The organism is Pontibacter virosus, from assembly GCF_003096355.1.
In the GTDB taxonomy this organism is placed as follows: domain Bacteria; phylum Bacteroidota; class Bacteroidia; order Cytophagales; family Hymenobacteraceae; genus Pontibacter; species Pontibacter virosus.
The window spans coordinates 89,341-106,411 of sequence record NZ_QEKI01000003.1 but is presented as its reverse complement, the minus strand read 5'-3'; the positions used below and the strand labels follow the sequence as shown (position 1 = coordinate 106,411).

Genomic DNA, 17,071 nt, shown 5'->3' with positions numbered 1-17,071 from the left:
CGATCCAAACAAAATGTGCACACCTGCCTCAATCCCTAAATTTAAATTTCCACATCACTGGCATCCTTGTAATTAGTAGTATATTTGCGGTTGCTTATGGCTCTTAATCTGCCTGGATACCGCTTTCTGAGACATTTCATCATGTCGCTTGCTCTGCTCTGGGCTGTTCTGCTCCCTGGCACGGCAACGTATGCCTACGATGCAACAGCAGCAGCTCAGCACAACCAGGCAGGTATAGTTCAGGAGGAGGCAGTGAGCACCGATAATAATGTGACCGGGCTGAAGTCGGGTATGCTGTACCTGGCCGAGGAAGGAACAGCCGCGACGCTAACCTTCAGTTTGCAGCCTGCAGCCACTGCTCCCCGAACACACGTCATCCGCTTTTCAGGCAATCAGGCAATCCCCCCCTATGCAGCGCGGGCGCCTGGCGATAGTTTCTTCTGCCAGTTCTTCTACACTTCCAGTCAGCCCCAGGCTCCCTAGGTTTCCCGTATTTTCCCCTCCATCAGTCTAAACCAGCCCCAGCGCATTTTATAATTGCCTCGTCTGGTGCCTGCAGGTATAGCCAGGGCTGCCATGCAGCCTGTCTGATCCCTTTCCTTCTTCTTTGTCGGCTGCAAGCGTTTGCGGTGCGGCTGTTGTGGCGCTTTACATTTTGTAAGGCGGCTTAAGCTCTCTGTTTCAGCCCTTTCGCTGCCAGTGGGCCATTGAATCCTATTTGTTTTCTCAAAACTCATTCATACATCATAGATGAACAGCATCGGAATTTTCGCCTTCATAGGAAGCCTGGGGGGCGCTGAAGTAACCATCATCATATTCGCCATCCTGCTATTGTTTGGCGCCAAGCGCATACCTGAACTGGCCCGCGGCCTGGGCCGTGGCATACGCGAGTTCAAAGACGCCACCAACGAGATCAAAGACGAGCTCGACAAGTCGGTAAACGGCAAGCAGGGGCCGACCAAAAACTCTTCTTCCAATTAATCACCCTTTTCAATTCGCTATATGAAGAAGGCCTATTTGCCGCTGGTAACCCTGATCTGTATCAGCATTGCCGCTATCCTCACGGTGCTCCAGCAATACGAAATCATCGCCCTGCCAGCCGGGGCGCTCACCTCCATCCGCTGGGCCGGCACAGGCGTGTTGCTGCTTTACGGACTGCAGAAGCGCTCCCTCACCACCTGGATCCTGATCAGCATGGTGGTCGGCGCCCAGATCGGCTACGATTTTCCGCAGGTAGCTCAAAACCTCAACGTGCTGAGCAAGGTGTTCCTGAAACTGATCAAGACGATCATCGCGCCCCTCATCTTCGCCACACTGGTGGTAGGTATAGCCGGACACGCCAACCTGAAGCAGATCGGCAGCATGGGCTGGAAAGCGCTCCTGTACTTCGAAGTGGTGACCACCATTGCCCTGTTCATCGGCCTGGCCGCCATTAACATCAGCAAAGCCGGCGAGGGCATCGACATGACAGGTATAGCCGAGACCGAGGAGATTCAGGCGCCTGTCAAACAAACCTGGTCCGACATCATCCTGCACGTGTTTCCGGAGAACATTGCCAAGTCAGTGGCCGAAGGACAGGTGCTGCAGATCGTGGTGTTCAGCGTGATCTTCGCCATTGGCCTGGCCATGGTGACGGAGAAGAAGCGCAAGCCGATGCTCGACTTCTGCGAGAGCCTTTCTGAGACCATGTTCAAGTTCACGAACATCATCATGTACTTCGCCCCGATCGGGGTGGGTGCCGCCATTGCCTACACGGTGGGCCATATGGGCTTTGGCATCCTGGTGAACCTGTTCCAACTGCTGGCTACGCTGTACGTGGCGCTGCTGGCTTTCGTGCTGCTGGTGCTGTTGCCGATAGCGCTCATCGCCCGCATCCCGATCGTGCGTTTCCTCAAAGCCATTTCCGGTCCGGTGTCCATTGCCTTTGCCACAACCAGTTCGGAGGCGGCGCTGCCGCGGGCCATGGAAGAGATGGAAAAACTGGGCGTACCGCGTCGCATTGTGGCTTTCGTGATGCCGACCGGTTACAGCTTTAACCTGGATGGCACCACGCTATACCTGGCGCTGGCCGCCGTGTTTGTGGCGCAGGCCGCGGGCATCGACCTGAGCTGGGAACAGCAGTTGCTGATGGTGTTTACGCTCATGCTCACCAGCAAGGGCGTGGCCGGTGTGCCGCGTGCCTCGCTCGTGATTCTGCTCGGTACGGTCGCTTCCTTCAACCTGCCGGTGTGGCCGCTGTTTGCCATTTTGGGGATTGACGAGCTCATGGACATGGCCCGCACCTCCATTAACGTGACCGGTAACTGCCTGGCCACCGCCGTGGTTGCCCGCTGGGAAGGCGAGTTCGACCCGCAGCCGGAAACCGGGCTGGTAGAGACGACGAACCCGGATCTGGAAGTCAGGAAAGAGGAAGAAGTACCCGCCTAGCGCCCTTCACAAATTCAAACCCATTTTTAGTAAAAGCTTTATTTTCAAATGGCAAAGACCAAAAAGAAACGGCCGCACCTGGCTCCTATTCAGCCTTATAAATTCAGGAAGCGCTACAACCAGTTTGACCTGATCTTCCAGAAAGAGAAGAAGTTCCTCTATTTTATCGCTTTCTCGCTCTTTATGGCAGGTATGGTATACCCTTACCCGAGCATCGCCATGTGGGTGGGCTTTGCCTTTGCCGGCTACTCGGCCATCGCCAACGACAGTATCCAGACCATCGGTACCTTCATTGTGTCCAACGAAGACAAAAAATGGTACTGGCAGTGGCTGTTCATGGGGCTTATCTTTCTGGGCACTGTTACCTACAGCTGGTACGTGTTCGACGGTGACGTGACCTACCAGCGACTGACAACACCCGGACTCGAAAAGGCGCCGGAGAGCTTCGTATACCTGCAGCTGGCCTCTCCTATTGTGCTGCTGCTGCTGACCAGGTTCCGCATCCCGGTTTCAACCACCTTCATGCTGCTGAGCGTTTTCACGGCCACGAGCGCGACGGTGCTGGGCATGATCAACAAAAGTCTGGCGGGGTATGTGCTGGCTTTTGTCTCGGCTCTTGTCATCTACCTGCTGCTTTCCAAAGTGATCAAGCGCTTTATCAAAGGCGAGGCGCACGTGCTCTGGACGGTGGCGCAGTGGCTCATCAGCGGCTTTTTGTGGTACATCTGGCTGGTGCAGGACCTGGCGAATATTGCCGTATACCTGCCGCGGCAGCTGGGCGGCTTCGAGTTTCTGGCTTTTGCGGGCTTCATCTTCCTGGGGCTCGGTTTCCTGTTCTACATGAAGGGTGACAAGATCCAGCACATCATCAACGAAAAATCTGAAGTGCGGGACGTACGCAGCGCCACCATCATCGACCTGGTGTACGCCCTGATCCTCTACTATTTCAAGGAAGTGAACAACATGCCGATGAGCACCACCTGGGTATTCGTGGGCTTGCTGGCGGGCCGCGAACTAGGTATGCGCATCCGGGCACAGGACTCCTCTGCAGCCTTTGGCAAAACCTTCCGACTGATCGGCAAGGACGTACTTTCGGTGACCATCGGTCTGATCATTTCTGTTATTCTGGCTGTCGCCATCAATCCGGTGATGCAGCAGGAACTGTTGGACTTCTTCTTTAAATAAGCCGACCAACAGTTCGTTTTCGATTACCCTTTTATGTTAGAAATACTGATTTACACTTTCCTGCTCAGCATCTCCCCTTTTGGGGAGGCGCGGGCGGGCATTCCCTACGCCGTGCTCAACGACATGCCCGTCATCTGGGCGTTCGTGATCGGGCTTGTCGGCAACCTGCTCATTTTTCCGCTCCTGGCCTGGCTCATCGAATCGTTCAGCAGAAAGCTCTGGCCTAACCGAACTTACAAGAAAGGCGTGATTAAACTGGGCCGCAGAGCCAAGAAAGGCGTAGGAGCCGACATCCAAAAGTATGGTTTCTGGGGACTGATGGTCTTTGTGATGATCCCGCTGCCCGGAACAGGTGCCTACATGGGTACGTTGGCGGCTTATTTTCTGAAGATCGAACGCTACAAGGCCTTCATGGCCGTGAGCATCGGGGTGCTCATCTCGTGCCTCATCATGGCGGCCGGTTCGTACCTGGGCAACATGGGATTGAAAACCTTTCCGTAAAATTACGTTACCTTCATAGCGAAAAAACAATTCTTGCTTGGTGGCTTAGCCATAATTCATCTGACATGCTAAACATTCTTCTTCTCCTGGTCGGCTTCGTCGCCCTTATTTTCGGCGCCGACAAACTGGTGGACGCGGCCTCTTCCCTGGCCAAAAAACTGGGTATACCCAACATCGTGATCGGCCTCACCATTGTGGCTTTCGGCACTTCGGCGCCAGAGTTGGTCGTGAACGTGTTCGCTGCCGTCAACAACAACACCGACATTGTGCTGGGCAATATCATGGGCAGCAATATTTTCAACGTGCTGGGCATCCTGGGTGTTTGTGCCGTCATCTACCCGCTTGCAGTGAAACGAAACACTACCTGGCTTGAAATTCCGCTCAGTCTGCTGGCTGCCGTGGCGGTCTACTTCGTGGCCAGCGATATGTTGCTGGATGGCGCAGGTTCCAACCTTATCTCCAGGTCCGATGGTCTGCTCCTGCTCCTGTTCTTCTGCATTTTCCTGGTGTACAACCTGATGATCGCGAAAAGCGGCAACGACGACGAAGAAACCGAAGCCAAAGACTATACCTACCTCAAGTCCATCCTCTTTATTGTGCTGGGTCTGGGTGGTTTGGTGCTGGGCGGAAAACTGATCGTAGACAGCGCTGTGGCCATTGCGCAGGCCTTTGGCCTTTCAGAGCGGATCATCGGCCTGACGATCGTGTCGGTGGGTACATCGCTGCCCGAACTGGCCACTTCGGTGGTGGCGGTGCGCAAGAAGAACGTAGACATCGCGATCGGCAACGTGGTGGGCTCAAACATCTTCAACATTTTCCTGATCCTGGGCGTATCTACCGTTGTGACGCCGCTACAGGTGGCTCCTGCTGCCTTTACCGATATTTTCATGAACATTGCCGCCGGACTGTTGTTATTCATCTTCATTTTCACAGGCAGGGGTCGCCAGCTTACCCGCTGGGAAGGTATCGTATTCCTGCTGCTGTATGTAGGCTATATTGGACTGCTGATCAGCCAGGAGTAATTGTTTTTGCCTTCTCCGGAAGATGAATTTTATTTTGAGTTGAAGAAGAACAACGATGAAAACTATACCGAAAGGAAAGTACATTTTGCTGATCGATGACGATGTGGTAACCAACTATCTGCACAAGTCACTGATCAAGGACCTGAACAAAGGGTTTGAGGTGGTGACGTGCGAGAACGGGAAAGTGGCTTTGACTTTTCTGGAGAAGGCCCTGGCCGCGAATGCCGTTCCTTATGCGATTCTGGTAGACCTGAACATGCCCGTAATGGATGGTTTTCGCTTTCTGGAGCAGTACGAGCGCAACAATTACCCGAAGCTATACCCAAGCCGCATAACGGTGCTGACAACTTCGAGCAGCCCAAGGGACCTGGACCAGCTGGATGTCATTGACTTTGTGAACTACCAATCGAAACCCCTTACAAAGCAAACGCTGGTAAATTTACTGACCGACTAGCCTGACAGGTATAGCGCCTAATTTTTGAAGTATACCTTAAACTCCGTTCCATCCCCTACATGGGATTTTACTTCGATCTTGCCTCCGGCATTGTCCACGATGCGCTTGATGATGTAAAGCCCGATACCGGAACCCTCCACATGGTCGTGGAAGCGCTTGAACATGGTGAACAGGTTTTTCTGGTTCTCAGGTGACATCCCCAATCCGTTGTCCTTTACTGACAGCACGGTCCAGTCCTCCTCCTGATACGTTCTCACTTTAATGGTGCATGCGTTTTCGGGAGAGCGGTACTTGATCGCGTTGCTGATGAGGTTGTAGAGAATGCTGCGGAAATTCTTGCGCGAGAACTTGATCGATTTCACGTTGAAGTCGCGCTGCATCTGGCAAGCGAAGTCAAACTGCTCGAACAGGAACTCTACATCGGACATGATGTCGTCAAACACAGGCTCCACCAACACCTGCTCCTGGTTACTCTCCACCTCAATGCTGCGTTGCAGGCGGCTGATGGTGGTCAGGTCCTCTATGGTGGCTTTGAAACGGCAGACGGATGACTGAATGTGACCGGCCAGCTCCTCCAACTCAGGGTCTTTGATGGATTTCTGCTCGAAGAGGTATACCAGGCGCTGCACCAGGCCGTCGATGTTCAGGATGGGCGCTTTGAGGTCGTGCGAGGCGGTATAGATAAAATTGTCCAGGTCGCGGTTGGTGGTAACCAGTTCGTCGTGCTTCTGCATTAAATTCTCGTCGGACTTGCGTTTGTCGGTGAGGTCGCGGGTTACTTTGGTCAGGCCGATCAGCTCGTCTTTTTCGTTGTAGATGGGGGTGAGCGTGATGTTGGCCCAAAACAAGGAGCCATCTTTCTTTTGCCGCCAGCCCTCGGTTTTAAACTGCTCCTGCTCTTTGGCCGCTTTCAGCTCCTCCTCGGGTTTGTGGTTGGCCCTGTCCTCGTCGGTAAACAGCATGCCGTAAAACTTGCCTACGACCTCCTCCGCCTCATATCCTTTCATGCGACTCGCTCCCTCGTTCCAGGTCTCGATCACACCGTTCACGTCCATCGCGAAAATGGCGTATTCTTTCACCTGCTCTATGAAAGTGGAGGTGATGCTTTCACTAAAATACTTTGACTTCATTCTTAATCATACTGGGGTACGTTCATCGGCTGCTGGTTTGGTAACAAGCTGATGATATAGAGCTTAGTAACGCAAAACAAAGGAGGAGGTTTGTAAGTTTTTAGCTAGATTGCGGCTCTACATCTTCATAGTCACAGTTTGCGGTCTGCAGCTTGCCAGTTGGTAAAATATCGTTTTTCGGCTGCTTTATGTGGGCTACACTGGGTTTCTGATCCAGTCAGGAGTAGGTAAAAGCAATTTAATCTCTTTACTATAATTTGTTTTGTCCTATATTTGTCATTCTTTTTAATTCGAAAGGTTATAGTTTAAGCTTTTAATGTATTATTTCTTTTGCTTTAAAATCCGTTTAACACGTAACTACCTTTTTACCGTCCCGAAAGCATGAGTGAATTAACTGAGTTTTTACAAAAACTCGAATCCTGCGAATGCAATCTAATAGTTCTTACTTATATAGGTGATGAGCGTCTCTATTGCCGTTTTTTTAAAGACGGTCTGTACAAAGATCGAATGTTTATCACTGACCAAAGCATCATCACGCAACTACGCTCTGTCTCAGGCGAGGGCGAAGAAATTGATACCAATGGGATAAGCAAACTCCAAAAGCTGGTTTCTTCTGCTCAGGCAAACGCACCAGAATAACAACAAATGCTCGTTGTGTGAATCCCTTTTGATATTGCCATTGATGCCAACAATAACATCACGACTACCGCAAGGGACAGGAACGAATAAGCAGCTGCAACTGAACGTTACCTATAGGCTTGTCGTAATACATGTAATTTCCCAGAGAAGAAAAGCTTGGCCCCTGGTGCGCCAGGCTTTTTTTGTTCCTACCCATTCTGCGGATTTCAAACCAGCGTAGGGTATACGTAAGCTGCTCACATTAAATAGCAAATCCCCTATACTTTCTCCCCAAATTTTCCTAAACTGCATACTGTTACAGTTGCAGCCAAAGGAAACAAACCATGCCCCACACCCCCACTCCTGCCATCCATACCTTTATCACCCGCTGGAAAGCTTCCGGCGCTTCCGAACGTGCTAATTACCAGCTTTTTCTGACGGAGCTGTGCGAGCTGCTGGGCGTGGAGAAGCCGATGCCGGCTACGGACAAGGTGCACGAGGCGACCTATACCTTTGAGCGACCCGTGGTGTTTGACGATGGCGAGGGCAAGACGAGTACCAACTTCATAGACCTTTACAAGAAGGACTGCTTTGTGCTGGAGGCCAAGCAGGGCGCTGACAAGGCAGGTATAACGGAGGCTGAACAGCTGGGCGGCGAGCGCATCAAAACCAAAACAGGCACCGCTACCCGCGACACCCGTACCTGGGAGCGCGAGATGAAAAAGGCCAAGGAACAGGCCCTGCGCTACGCCCGCTCCCTGCCCACCACCGAGGGATGGCCACCTTTTCTGGCCGTGGTGGACGTGGGCTATTGCATTGATCTGTATGCTGACTTTGCGCGGCAGGGCAAGACCTATGTGCCTTTCCCCGATCCGCAAAACTATAGAATTACCCTCGACGAACTGCACCGCACGGAGGTGCGCGAGCGCCTGCGCCTGCTCTTTACCGAGCCGCTGGAGTTGGACCCGAGTCGTCGTGCAGCCCGTGTTACCAGAGAGCTGGCCGAGCGGTTGGCGAAGCTGGCGGCCTCGCTCGAAGGGGCCGGCCACACGCCTGAGCAGGTGTCGGGTTTCCTGATGCGCTGCCTCTTTACCATGTTTGCTGAGGATGTGCAGTTGCTGCCCGACAACTCGTTCACCAAACTGCTGCAGGACTACCGCCACAACATCGAGCACTTCCCCGATGCGTTGCAGGCACTGTGGAAGAACATGGACAAAGGCGGATTCGACCCGGCCCTGCGCACGGTCATTCCGCAGTTCAACGGCTATCTGTTTAAAGAGCCCGAGGCGCTGCCCATTTCGGCGGCGCAACTCGACTTGCTCATACTGGCCGCCGAAGCCGACTGGGCCGAGGTGGAGCCTGCCATTTTCGGTACGTTGCTGGAGCGGGCGTTGCAGCCGCGCGAGCGCCACAAACTGGGTGCCCACTACACGCCCCGCGCCTACGTGGAGCGCCTCGTGATGCCGACCGTGATTGAGCCGCTGCGCGAAGAGTGGGAAGCGGCCCGCACAGCCTCGGCCATACTCGAAGACAGCGGCGACGAGGAAGGTGCCCGAAAAGAAATTGAAGCCTTCCACCGCCGTTTGTGCTCGGTGCGCGTGCTGGACCCGGCTTGCGGAAGCGGCAATTTCCTGTACGTGACGCTGGAGCACCTCAAGCGTCTGGAGGGTGAGGTAAAAGAGCACCTCGACCACTTCCCGCGCCAGCTGGGCCTCGACATGACGGGCGGCTATACCGTGACGCCGGCGCAGCTGCTGGGCCTGGAGGTAAACCCGCGCGCGGCGGCCATTGCCGATGTGGTGCTCTGGATCGGCTACCTGCAGTGGCACTTCCGGGCGCATGGCTCGGCCACCCGCCTCAGCAACCCGATCTTGCGCGAGTACGGCAACATCAAACAGCAGGACGCGGTGCTGAGCTATACCGACAAAGTACCACGCCTCGACAGCAACGGACAGCCCGTCACCCGCTGGGACGGCCACAGCACCAAACAGCACCCGGTTACCGGACAGGAAGTGCCCGACGAGACCGCCCGCACCATCGTCTACGATTACCTCGACCCCAAACCCGCCTCCTGGCCCGAAGCCGATTTTATAGTCGGCAATCCGCCGTTTATTGGACCTGCCCGCATGCGCGAAGCTTTGGGAGATGGCTATACTGAAGCACTGCGCAAGGTATACAAAGGCGCTGTACCTGATAGTGCTGACTTCGTGATGTACTGGTGGCACAAGGCAGCAGAAACTGTTCGTGCTGATAAAGCTGAACGTTTTGGCTTCATTACGACAAATAGCATTAAGCAGACTTTTAACCGCCGAGTGATAGAAGCGCAGATGCAAGCCAAAAGCCCACTATCTATAACTCTTGCTATACCTGACCATCCATGGGTAGATAGCGCAGATGGTGCAGCAGTAGACATTGCAATGACTGTTGCTGAGAAAGGGGAAGTGAGTGGCAGACTACTGACAGTAACTTCCGAGTATAAAACAGATGGGCTTGAAGTTTTAGTCACATTTATGGAGAAAGATGGCAAAATCCAGCCAAACCTAATTGTGGGTGCTGAAGTGTCATCTGCTATACCTTTACAATCAAATTTACTGTTAGGTGGTCGAGGTGTACAACTCATTGGTTCTGGCTTTATAGTTACGAAAGAAGAAGCAAAATCATTAGGTTTAGGAAAAATCCCTGGCTTAGAGAAACATATAAGAATCTACAGAAACGGTAAAGATTTAACTAGTACTCCGCGGGAAGTTATGGCTATTGATTTCTATGGTTTAACAGCCCAAGAAGTGCTTCAACAATATCCAGAAGCTTATCAATGGTTACTAGAGCGAGTTAAACCAGAAAGAGATGCAAAGTCACATTCAAAAGATGGTGCAGGATATGCCAAACTGTGGTGGCTTTTTGGAAAACCTCGTACAGAGCTAAGAAAATATCTGAAGGGTTTAAATAGATATATTGCTACTCTAGAAACTGCAAAACACAATATATTTACCTTCCTAGATGCTGATATTTTACCAGATAATAGATTGGTAGTTATTGCTTTGTCTGAAGGGCATCATTTAGGTATTTTATCTTCAAATATCCATAAAATATGGTCTCTTGCAGCTGGAGGCTCATTAGAAGACAGACCTGTATATAACAAAACACTTTGCTTCGACACCTTCCCCTTCCCTACCCCAACCGAAGCGCAGAAAGAGCAGATCCGAGGTATAGCCGAGCAGCTGGATGCGCACCGCAAGCAGCGGCAGGCGCAGCACCCTACGCTCACCATCACCGACATGTATAACGTGCTCGAGAAACTGCGGTCGGGCGAGGCACTTTCGGCCAAAGAGCAGAAAACCCACGAGCAGGGGCTGGTGAGTATTTTGCTGCAACTTCACACCGAGCTCGATGCCGCCGTGGCCGCCGCCTACGGCTGGCCCGCCAACCTCCCCGAAGAGGAAATCCTCGAGCGTCTCGTGGCCCTCAACAAAGAACGCGCCGCCGAAGAGGCACGCGGTCTGGTGCGCTGGCTTCGCCCCGAGTACCAGAATCCGCAGGGCACGCAGCAAACCGAGATCGGACTCAGCACTAAAACCAAAGCCGCCAAAGCCACTGCCAAAGAAGTGCTGGCTTGGCCAAAAACGCTTTCGGAACAGGCGCAGGCCGTGCAACGCGCCCTGCAGCTGCACGAGCGCCCAGCCACGGCCGAAGACCTGCTCTTCCAGTTCAAGCCCGTCGCCAAGCCACAGCAAGGCCAGCGCCTCCAGCAAATCGACAGCCTGCTGCAAACGTTGCATGGCCTGGGCTTACTGCGAAAAACCGAGCAGGAGCAGTATGTGAAGTAAGCATCAGGCGGTAAAGACCTCGCAGCGTGCGCAGCTCCTGCGAGCGTCTGGCCTGTATCCTGCTGCTCTCCCTGGCAGCAAGCCCCTGCAGGTCCCAAAGACGCCGCGAGGTTTTGCTATATGCAGCATCCTGTGCAGGACTAGGTATTTGATAGGGTTTTTAGCGGTTCCGGCATGAGCGAGCCTGCCCTTGCCGATGCATCCCGCCCCCAAACGCCCCTGGTACACGGCTACTTAACAACCTAAACCCAGATCTTGCTGTAAAAAAGGCTACATGAAAATCGCCAGAAAAATCGCTTTCTACTTTACGCTGGTTTTTTGGCACCGTCCTTATACTGGTCACACTCCTATCCCTCCTCTACAACATAACCTACTGGTACATCAAAGTGCTCGACTTCCCAAGAGTGCAGGTACTGACGGGGCTGCTCCTCTGCCTGGTTCTTTTCATCCCGATCAACGAGAAATGGGGTTATCCTGCCGTGGCCTTTTTGGTGGGGCTGCTAAGCGCTATCGTGATTCAGTCCACCTTCATCCTGCCCTATACCCCTATATCCGATAAAGCGGTAGCATCCGCTGAGCCCCTGGCCGTGCAGGAAGAACGAACCTTTAGCCTGCTGGTCGCCAACGTCTGGATGAAAAACCGGAAGGCAGACGAGTTCCTGCGGATTGTGCAGGAGGCAGACCCTGACCTGGTGCTGGCCATGGAGACGGACCAGTGGTGGGAGGACCAAATCAGCCAGCTCCGGCATCGGTATGCGCATGTGGTTTCCTACCCGCTTGACAACACCTACGGCATGGTACTGTACTCCAAACTTCCCCTGAAGGAAACCAGCATCCTGTTTCTGAAGCACGAGACGGTGCCCTCCATCCATACCAAAGTAGTGCTGCCAGGCGGAGCGGAGTTCATACTGCACGCGATGCATCCGGTGCCTCCTAAACCCAGCAAGCACCCGGATAATATGGGTACAGATGAAGTGGAGCTGTTGAAAGTAGGCAAGATGGTTAGCCAAACGGGTGTGCCCTCCGTGGTGGCCGGCGATTTCAATGATGTGGCCTGGTCGCACACGTCGCGTCTGTTCAACACGCAAAGCCGGCTCAGGGATGTGCGGGTCGGCAGGGGCCTTTACAACTCATTCGGCGCACATAACATCCTGTTGCGCTACCCGCTCGACCATGTGTATGTGTCAGGAGAGTTTCGGGTGCTGGAAATGGAACGGCTTCCGAAGTTCGGCTCCGACCATTTCCCTATCTTTGTAAAGCTTACTATAGTGGAGTAGGCAGCCCTGGCGGGTTCTCTCTGCTCTTGCGGTGAAGAGGCGGTTAAAGGCGCTACCTACAGTGCCGTTATTTTGAGAGTTCTTCGATGATTCTCCGTTTAACGCCGCGCTCTATTTCGCGCTCCACGTTTATGGTGTCGGCCGCACCGATCTTGTTAGCCAGCGAGTCGATTCCGGTATACCGCTTCAGCTCCTTGTTGGCCGTATGGTGCAGCGAGTCAATGACCATCGTGGTGCCGGATTCCACTACATTGTAAAAGGTGTCTTCCAGGTTATTGTCTGAAGTGCAGGATATAGCGCTTAAAGCGATCGCTACATAAAGTAATTTCTTCATTCGGATAAGGTGATTTTCGTTGCTAAGATACCACGCTAATATGCAGCTACCGTACCAGCGCACACGAAGGGCCCGCGGCTTTATACAGACAACTGAAGTAGCAACCTATAAAGCGGATTTAACCAGCCAGACGTACAGCGGTAGTTAAGGTATAAGAATGGCGACTCCAGGACTCGGCCGCTTTTCCGGGTTTGCAATCTGTCTGTTAATCATAAGCGACTTACTTTATCGTGCGGATTTCTCGCTAGCGCCTGAAATAACAATAACGGTGGACGGTATGACGGTTGAAGTGCTCTCAGAGGAAATATAGATTATAAGATAAATCAATGCCGATTAAGAATCCCTACTGCAATTTTGAGCCTGGCCAGGGTAGCATCAGACGCCTGACCTGCGAAGCCTGGATGCTACAAGAAGAGAAGGTATTAAAAACCGATAAATGGATAGGCGGGCATTCAAAACTGACTATCTTTAAGTGCTGCAAATGCGGAAACTACTGGAAAATAGGTGAAGTATTCGACTCCCACCATGGCTATTCTAAAGAGGCGATAAAACCAGGTGAAACGATGTGGTTGGATGGGGAGGTAGTCAGTTTTTCACTTCATGAATTGCTTGATTAAACAAGAACTGACCATACCCTTTAACCGACACATAACCCATGCAAACCAAAATCATGATGACCTTTAGTGCCGCTGTGCTAGCAGTCCTAGGTATAGCCTTCACTTTCCTGCCCGAAGAGCTGGCGGTATACCTGGGCTCGGAGCCGGGTCCGCTTGATGTGGTGCTGCTGCAAGTGGTGGGCGCGCTATACCTGGGCTTTGCCATGCTCAATTGGATGGCCAAAGGCAGTCTGATCGGCGGCATTTACAACAGGCCGATCTGCATCGCCAACTTCGCTCATTTTTTCATCGGTGCGATGGCCCTGCTCAAGTTCCTGTTCCGCCATCCGGAGCAGCCGGTTTTGCTCTGGATCCTGTGCGCCGTGTATGCCGGTCTGGCCGCCTGGTTCGGCCTCACGCTTTTTCAGCATCCGCTGCCTGTGCGCGAAGGAAAGGTTTAGCTTGGTCGCTGCTGTGCTTAAGAACTCCCTTTGACTTAACCCACCCCTGCCCCTCCCGAGAGGGGATTTCTGCTACTGCTGTCTCACAAGTATAGCCGCAGTAGCTGCAGCAGTCCTTTTGCAATACCGGGTCCAACCACCCCTACCCCTCCTTATCCAAGGAGGGGAGTTTCACCCCATCCCAGCCTTCCCCTAAAAACAGGGGAAGGAGCCTGCCGCTGCCATCTCAAAGGGACCAGCTCTGTTGGATCTGTTTATTACCACACAATCCACTGGCACGCATCAAAAGACATCCTTGCCCCTCCAGCTATGAAACAGATCACCTGAGCCAGGTGCACTTTTCGGCGCTCCACTGTTGGGGGTGAAGGGGTCCCCCTGTCAAGAGCGTTCAGCGAGTTTGGATAGTCTTGATTTTTTTGCTTACTTTTTTCTTTATCGAGGGCCCCTACCCCCATCAAGGAAAAAAGTGAGTCCCGGCCGGACAGGCCAAGCTATAGAACAATACAGGGACTATACCTGCAAGGGCCAATGCAAAACCAAACATCACTTAAAAGATAAAGGGGCCAGAAGCCCCTCTATCAGCGACACGAGCACGAACACTCGCATCATTTCTAACACCCTCCCCTGCTAAGGGAAAAGCGAAGGTAAAATTGAATCCTATACCTGCACAGCCTGTCTGCTGGCAATTTTATTCAGCACGATCGCATTCCATTTCTCCGCCAGCTGCAGCTCGCCGCTCAGCATCATGCTCCCCTCCTTGTCGTAAAACGGCAGGTATAGGTTAGGCGATTTCCCGCCGCTCTGCGTCAGGCGCAAGCCGATCGAGTCGATGATGCGGTTGCCGTTCACATCGCGGAACACATTGTCTACTGCGCTCTGCTTCACAGCACTCAGCTCTACGACTACTTCTTGTGGCTTCAGGCCGTCGAGGTGCCAGTAAAACAGGCGGTTATTGGCTTCGTCGAGCCCGATGCCGTATTGCTCGTTCCAGAAATCATGCTGCCCCAGTTGCAGCCCATGGCGATTCGCCGCGTCCAGGAAAGGCTGCATGGCCTTGTTCACATTCGACTTTTGTCTGTGCTGTATGTAATAAATAGGGATTACAAAAAGGGCCATAGCCAGTATGCCCATGATGATGGTGGAAGTATCCATTTTCTTTTCTTTTTTAAAGGTCACTAAATATGATGGGTACAGGTATAGCAGCCGGTGCAAGACCGCCCTATACCTGATGGTAAAAACAAGCAGGGCGTATACCCTGCGGTGCGCTAAAAAAGAAAAGGAATTACCAGAAGTAGTGGAAGGGGAAAATGATATCGCGGATGGAGAGGCCGGGGCTGAAATGCCTGGCCCGCTGCAGGTAGTAGGACACCTCTTGCTGTAGCCTGAACTCCTGCGCCCACACAAGTGCCGCCGAACCCGAAGACGCCTGCTTGAACGGTGCCGAAGGCCTTGGCTGCCACAAGCGCAGCTGCTCTTCCGGCTGCAGCAGTACCGTTGCCTGGCCCAGCTCGCCATTGTCAAAACGCGTCAGTTTGCCCTGCGCAGTCCGTACCTCTACCGACTGTGCCCGCAGTTCCATAGCCGCCCTGGTCTGCAGTCCGTAGAAAGCAAAAAAGACCGAGAGGGCGACCAGAATATTTTTAACAGCGTAATGCACGATGCAATATAACACTATTAAACAAGGCCGGTTCAACCGCGGAGCCAATTAATTTTGGTACCACCCTAACTTGGCAAGGCAGCGGCAACAGTACAAACAGGTAGCTATGAAAAAACCATACAGACATTACCGGAACAGTTTAGGCACACGATATTGCACCCTTCGCTACCTCAAAGCCCGTAAGATGCTCAGTGTGATCTGGAAAGGGACCGCAACCGAAGAGAGCATTCGGGAAGTGGAAGAGGGCATTCTGGAAATGATTCAGGAATTTCCCTGCCGTTCGCTTTTAAGTGATGTGCAGGACTTTTTCCATGCTCCCGCGGCCTACCTGGATTACCTGACCTGGAGCGAGTGGGACAAGATGGTAAAGGACTCATCAGAGGTGCGCTGTATTGCGCACGTGCTGCCCCCCGATGCTCCGATCCCACCGTCGATAGCGCACAGCGAAGACTCTCCTGAGGTAAGATTTTTCACACACACGATGGATGCCGTGGAGTGGCTAAACAAACAGAACCTGCACTGAAAAATCCCCACCACCAGCTCTGTGCGTGCAGCCTTTCAACTATCATCTGTGCAACAGCGTATTAAGCAAAAACCGCTCCTCCCACCCTGGTGGCAGGTAGAGGTGCTCAGATAAAACTATGGAAAAATAAAAACGAAAATGGCCGAGATAAACATTGAAAGAAAGAAGAAGCCCGTGTGGCCCTGGATCCTGCTGGTGGTGATACTACTCCTGCTAGGCTGGGCTGTGTATGAATTGGTGCTGAAAGACAGACATGCCCAGGCGCTTGCCACTGTCAGCATGCTGGTGCCTGCACCCAGCCCAGACCTGACGCCTGATGTGATACGCACTTAAACTGAAGTTATGAACGACAACGAATTGAGAAATGAAAGACTGGTGCCTCTAAGCGAACTGAAAGACTACGAGGTAGCCAAAAACAATACCAACGTGACAGGCTGGCGCGTGGTAGGCGCCGACGGCGAAAAGCTGGGCGACGTGAAAGACTTGGTCGTGGACATGGATGCCATGAAAGTGCGCTACCTTTCGGTGCTGGGCGACCACCGCTTTTTCGACCGCGACCGCGACACCTTCCTGCTCATTCCGATCGGGGCAGCCGCCCTCGACCGCAAAGGAAAGAACATCTTCGTGGCCTCTGTTGACGCAAAGAGCGTTGCGCAATACCCGGCTTACCCGGGCGGCCCGATCACCCCGGATTATGAGTACGCCGTGCGCGACAACTTCCGGCGCGCCCACCGCGATGCCTTCGACGACAAAACCGAGTACAAGGCTGAGTTTGACGATGCCCTGCAGCACGACACCACCACGACCCGCCGCATTAACCCGGACTTTTACAACGACGAGTCGTTTAACGAGGACCGTTTCTATGCAGCGCAGGACCCCACCCTTAACCGTGACCGCGGGCACGTAACCGATCGCGTTGAAAGCAGGGACTACCGCAGCAAGCCCGTAGAAGACTCCATCACCACCATTGAGCGACTGGAGAACCTGCGTGAGCGCGGCTCTATTACAGAGGAAGAATTCATCCTTCTCAAGAAAAGAGCGCTCGATTCTTAGGCCTCTTTT

The 17,071-nt window shown here is 53.0% G+C and carries 20 protein-coding genes; 15 read left to right on the top strand and 5 right to left on the bottom strand.

Annotation, left to right across the window (positions count from 1 at the left end; all coding sequences use genetic code 11):
• Positions 1 to 96: 96 nt before the first annotated feature.
• Positions 97 to 483 (top strand): hypothetical protein, encoded by a 387-nt coding sequence (locus C8E01_RS05725; RefSeq protein WP_207774872.1) that lies wholly within the window; start codon positions 97 to 99, stop codon positions 481 to 483.
• On the opposite strand, the gene C8E01_RS21600 is transcribed toward C8E01_RS05725, so the two are convergent.
• Complete coding sequence (locus tag C8E01_RS21600; RefSeq protein WP_165820572.1) at positions 480 to 620, bottom strand: hypothetical protein; 141 nt, start codon at positions 618 to 620, stop codon at positions 480 to 482. The two genes, C8E01_RS05725 and C8E01_RS21600, sit on opposite strands and share 4 nt — an antisense overlap.
• A gap of 130 nt (positions 621 to 750) precedes the next feature.
• On the opposite strand from C8E01_RS21600, the gene C8E01_RS05720 reads away from it, so the two are divergent.
• The 6 genes from C8E01_RS05720 (at position 751) to C8E01_RS05695 (ending at position 5,589) form a co-directional block, all read left to right on the top strand.
• Positions 751 to 981 carry a Sec-independent protein translocase subunit TatA/TatB gene (locus tag C8E01_RS05720; protein ID WP_116542405.1) on the top strand — a complete coding sequence of 77 codons (231 nt, stop codon included), beginning with the start codon at positions 751 to 753 and terminating at the stop codon, positions 979 to 981.
• A 21-nt stretch (positions 982 to 1,002) separates the two neighbouring features.
• Positions 1,003 to 2,427, top strand: coding sequence for a dicarboxylate/amino acid:cation symporter (locus C8E01_RS05715; protein WP_116542404.1), 1,425 nt, complete (start codon positions 1,003 to 1,005; stop codon positions 2,425 to 2,427).
• Between the two features lie 48 nt (positions 2,428 to 2,475).
• The gene (locus C8E01_RS05710; RefSeq protein ID WP_165820571.1) at positions 2,476 to 3,612 is read left to right on the top strand and encodes a hypothetical protein; all 1,137 of its coding nucleotides are present in this window, start codon (positions 2,476 to 2,478) and stop codon (positions 3,610 to 3,612) included.
• A 33-nt stretch (positions 3,613 to 3,645) separates the two neighbouring features.
• On the top strand, positions 3,646 to 4,113 hold the full coding sequence (locus C8E01_RS05705; protein ID WP_116542403.1) for a COG2426 family protein: 468 nt from the start codon (positions 3,646 to 3,648) through the stop codon (positions 4,111 to 4,113).
• 65 nt (positions 4,114 to 4,178) lie between these two features.
• On the top strand, positions 4,179 to 5,135 hold the full coding sequence (locus tag C8E01_RS05700; protein WP_116542402.1) for a calcium/sodium antiporter: 957 nt from the start codon (positions 4,179 to 4,181) through the stop codon (positions 5,133 to 5,135).
• A gap of 55 nt (positions 5,136 to 5,190) precedes the next feature.
• On the top strand, positions 5,191 to 5,589 hold the full coding sequence (locus C8E01_RS05695; protein WP_116542401.1) for a response regulator: 399 nt from the start codon (positions 5,191 to 5,193) through the stop codon (positions 5,587 to 5,589).
• 17 nt (positions 5,590 to 5,606) lie between these two features.
• Here C8E01_RS05695 and C8E01_RS05690 read toward each other — a convergent pair whose 3' ends face one another.
• Positions 5,607 to 6,719, bottom strand: coding sequence for a sensor histidine kinase (locus C8E01_RS05690; protein ID WP_116542400.1), 1,113 nt, complete (start codon positions 6,717 to 6,719; stop codon positions 5,607 to 5,609).
• A 381-nt stretch (positions 6,720 to 7,100) separates the two neighbouring features.
• Here C8E01_RS05690 and C8E01_RS05685 point away from each other — a divergent pair, with 381 nt between their 5' ends.
• The 3 genes from C8E01_RS05685 (at position 7,101) to C8E01_RS05675 (ending at position 12,438) form a co-directional block, all read left to right on the top strand.
• Positions 7,101 to 7,358 carry a hypothetical protein gene (locus C8E01_RS05685; protein ID WP_116542399.1) on the top strand — a complete coding sequence of 86 codons (258 nt, stop codon included), beginning with the start codon at positions 7,101 to 7,103 and terminating at the stop codon, positions 7,356 to 7,358.
• Positions 7,359 to 7,681: 323 nt separating this feature from the next.
• The gene (locus C8E01_RS05680; RefSeq protein ID WP_116542398.1) at positions 7,682 to 11,161 is read left to right on the top strand and encodes a class I SAM-dependent DNA methyltransferase; all 3,480 of its coding nucleotides are present in this window, start codon (positions 7,682 to 7,684) and stop codon (positions 11,159 to 11,161) included.
• Between the two features lie 386 nt (positions 11,162 to 11,547).
• Positions 11,548 to 12,438, top strand: coding sequence for an endonuclease/exonuclease/phosphatase family protein (locus C8E01_RS05675; RefSeq protein WP_207774871.1), 891 nt, complete (start codon positions 11,548 to 11,550; stop codon positions 12,436 to 12,438).
• 67 nt (positions 12,439 to 12,505) lie between these two features.
• On the opposite strand, the gene C8E01_RS05670 is transcribed toward C8E01_RS05675, so the two are convergent.
• Positions 12,506 to 12,772: a hypothetical protein gene (locus tag C8E01_RS05670; protein WP_116542397.1), complete on the bottom strand. Its 267-nt coding sequence runs from the start codon at positions 12,770 to 12,772 to the stop codon at positions 12,506 to 12,508.
• 326 nt (positions 12,773 to 13,098) lie between these two features.
• Between C8E01_RS05670 and C8E01_RS05665 the strand changes: the two genes are divergently transcribed.
• Together C8E01_RS05665 and C8E01_RS05660 are read left to right on the top strand one after the other, a co-directional pair.
• Positions 13,099 to 13,389: a hypothetical protein gene (locus tag C8E01_RS05665; protein WP_116542396.1), complete on the top strand. Its 291-nt coding sequence runs from the start codon at positions 13,099 to 13,101 to the stop codon at positions 13,387 to 13,389.
• A 38-nt stretch (positions 13,390 to 13,427) separates the two neighbouring features.
• Positions 13,428 to 13,829: a hypothetical protein gene (locus C8E01_RS05660; RefSeq protein WP_116542395.1), complete on the top strand. Its 402-nt coding sequence runs from the start codon at positions 13,428 to 13,430 to the stop codon at positions 13,827 to 13,829.
• A gap of 657 nt (positions 13,830 to 14,486) precedes the next feature.
• Here the strand turns inward: C8E01_RS05660 and C8E01_RS05650 are convergent.
• Both C8E01_RS05650 and C8E01_RS05645 read right to left on the bottom strand, forming a co-directional pair.
• Positions 14,487 to 14,981, bottom strand: coding sequence for a hypothetical protein (locus C8E01_RS05650; RefSeq protein ID WP_133242729.1), 495 nt, complete (start codon positions 14,979 to 14,981; stop codon positions 14,487 to 14,489).
• A gap of 130 nt (positions 14,982 to 15,111) precedes the next feature.
• Complete coding sequence (locus C8E01_RS05645; protein ID WP_116542392.1) at positions 15,112 to 15,486, bottom strand: hypothetical protein; 375 nt, start codon at positions 15,484 to 15,486, stop codon at positions 15,112 to 15,114.
• A 106-nt stretch (positions 15,487 to 15,592) separates the two neighbouring features.
• Here C8E01_RS05645 and C8E01_RS05640 point away from each other — a divergent pair, with 106 nt between their 5' ends.
• The 3 genes from C8E01_RS05640 (at position 15,593) to C8E01_RS05630 (ending at position 17,062) form a co-directional block, all read left to right on the top strand.
• Positions 15,593 to 16,009 (top strand): hypothetical protein, encoded by a 417-nt coding sequence (locus C8E01_RS05640; RefSeq protein ID WP_133242728.1) that lies wholly within the window; start codon positions 15,593 to 15,595, stop codon positions 16,007 to 16,009.
• A 138-nt stretch (positions 16,010 to 16,147) separates the two neighbouring features.
• Complete coding sequence (locus tag C8E01_RS05635; protein WP_116542390.1) at positions 16,148 to 16,342, top strand: hypothetical protein; 195 nt, start codon at positions 16,148 to 16,150, stop codon at positions 16,340 to 16,342.
• Positions 16,343 to 16,351: 9 nt separating this feature from the next.
• Positions 16,352 to 17,062: a PRC-barrel domain-containing protein gene (locus C8E01_RS05630; RefSeq protein ID WP_116542389.1), complete on the top strand. Its 711-nt coding sequence runs from the start codon at positions 16,352 to 16,354 to the stop codon at positions 17,060 to 17,062.
• Positions 17,063 to 17,071 lie beyond the last annotated feature (9 nt).